Genomic DNA, 2172 nt, shown 5'->3' on the forward strand with positions numbered 1-2172 from the left:
TACCTAGCGCTCATTCTGACCGAAGGGACATTGCTGGGTAGCACTAATTTACCATCCACTGAATATTAGCAAAATCACCAGTGTGTTACTGAACGAGACCAACATAAAAAATGCGCTCCACTCAATCACAGCCTGACGTATCGATTGTGCCGGAGATAAGTGATTGACATATCGATTTACAATTACGGCGATTGGTACGCTTATGATGACAAAAATCGCGGGGTAGAAATAGAGACGGAGTTCCCAGAGAGAGTACCAGGTAGAATCTGCCGTCACATGGAATAACGAGGATACTACATCGTGATAGAGAACCGTAGCTACCAGCAGGTATCCCACCGCCACAACGAAGAAGCCGACCGTACTGACGATCGAGACAACAACTACGTGACGCGAACGGAATGACACCTCCGAGAGTACCGCTCTTGAAGAGTTGTCGAGACGATAACTTGCTGAGAGGAACGTCCGAACAACGGGTAATCGACGAAGCGCGAGTAACGTCACGCCAGCAGCCAGCAGTCCGCCCAAGTATACTCCCGATGTGAGCATCAGGAGAAACACCGTTATCCAACCAGTGAAAACGGTCGAAGCCCCCACAATTGGCAGACTCCGACCGGTGACTTCTTCGTCTCCAAATCGACCACGCACAACTGTGAAGAAAAGCCCGCAAGCCACGCCAACAATGACAGTGAATGTGCCAACCAAGCCCAACCCCCAATAGAGAAATAGAGAAAACACCAGGCGGCTACCGCTCAGTGGCCAGCGTCCTGCCTGTAAAGACTCCACGGAGAGAATCAAAACCCACACAATTGGATGTACCAGTATTCCGGTCAACATCCCAAACAATGGCCCCGCGCTCCCGTGTTGGCCGCCCGAGCCGCTCAACTACCAACCACCAACTGATTCCACCAACAAGACCAGTTGCGACGGCTACCAGGAGGGGAAACGCTTGCTTTGATAGCCCGACGCCACCGTAGAAAATCGTGAAAATTGGAGTTATCGTTACGGAAAGCGCTGCAAAAAATCCTGCAACGAAGAAAGTGATACCGGCCAGGAGTGACCACTGACGCGGTGTGGAGATGACAACTTCACTAACAGATCGAGACATTTGATATTCTGTCGAGAATTAAGTAGATGGCCTCATCGTAATGTCCAACATACTCTCGATTCGAGAGGATACCGGGTGCTTCGAGAGTAAAGAATGCAGAAGAAGAGAACCTGAACACGGCCTTATTCTCGAGGTTGGCCGAGAAAACACGACTTGCATGTAACAGTGCTAATACCGTGATAGAGAAACGGGCTTATCATTCCATACATCCTCTGTACTGAGCGATTCCTAATCCCGTTTCTCTGGGGGAGACCAGTGACCGATACGCGCTCTGTATTCAGCACGCGACTGCTGTCAGTTACTAATAATCTCACGAGCGACTGGCCCGGTTCTGTATTCGTCAGATCACCCAACTACTGGCTGAACTGGCATTCGTTCGAGACGCCGATGACACGGAATACAGAGTGTCAGTAGATTGCTTGGAATATCTGCATCGTCGACTGACCGATCTGGATCGTTGTAGAATCGTCGTCGTGGAATCCGATGATGCACATGGAGATCGCGCCCGAATTGGTCTCGGTGTGTTTCGCGGTCCATCCCACACCGGAGACAGGTGTCGTTGTCACGGGCGATGATCTCCTCCCGTATCTGTGGTCAGTCCGAACCAAACGGAATCGTGTCGGTATCTGATTGGCGGTAGTTCTCTAGATAGTCCGGATCGGCCGCCTGCAGTGCTGTTCGCCACGTACCGAATACGCGCCGATACGGCTGGGTCGTGAACTTCCCGTGTTCAAGCATCTCACTCGTTGTCGGCGGGTGGCCCAACTCTTCTGTAAGGTCTCGCAATTCGGTCAACAAATCCTCCCGCGGAATTCGCCACCGCTCGTTCGGCTCGAAGCCAGCGGCTGTCAGAGCCTCGTTCCAAGAACCGAACCGCTTCTGGTAGATCGATCCGCTCCATCTTCTCTGATTTTCCATCTCACCCTTACGGGGAACGTGACCCAACTCTTCGTTGAGTCTCTTGAGTTCAGCTATCAGATTTTCATCGCTCACACCCCACGCAGAATGGACTCCCAGTCCGGCTTTCTCAAGAGCCCGATTCCACGTTCCGAATGCTCGCTTGTATG

The 2172-nt window shown here is 51.8% G+C and carries 4 protein-coding genes; all 4 read right to left on the reverse strand.

The window, feature by feature from the left end:
• Window positions 1-48 precede the first annotated feature (48 nt).
• Complete coding sequence (locus J07HQW2_RS16540; protein WP_048075366.1) at window positions 49-702, reverse strand: hypothetical protein; 654 nt, start codon at window positions 700-702, stop codon at window positions 49-51.
• 40 nt (window positions 703-742) lie between these two features.
• Window positions 743-1105, reverse strand: coding sequence for a hypothetical protein (locus tag J07HQW2_RS16545; protein ID WP_021056845.1), 363 nt, complete (start codon window positions 1103-1105; stop codon window positions 743-745).
• Between the two features lie 345 nt (window positions 1106-1450).
• Window positions 1451-1693 carry an HNH endonuclease gene (locus J07HQW2_RS19435; RefSeq protein WP_343122491.1) on the reverse strand — a complete coding sequence of 81 codons (243 nt, stop codon included), beginning with the start codon at window positions 1691-1693 and terminating at the stop codon, window positions 1451-1453.
• Between the two features lie 6 nt (window positions 1694-1699).
• The coding region (locus tag J07HQW2_RS19440; protein ID WP_021056847.1) for a homing endonuclease associated repeat-containing protein at window positions 1700-2172 on the reverse strand (473 nt) is incomplete at its 5' end.

Source organism: Haloquadratum walsbyi J07HQW2, assembly GCF_000415985.1.
In the GTDB taxonomy this organism is placed as follows: domain Archaea; phylum Halobacteriota; class Halobacteria; order Halobacteriales; family Haloferacaceae; genus Haloquadratum; species Haloquadratum walsbyi_B.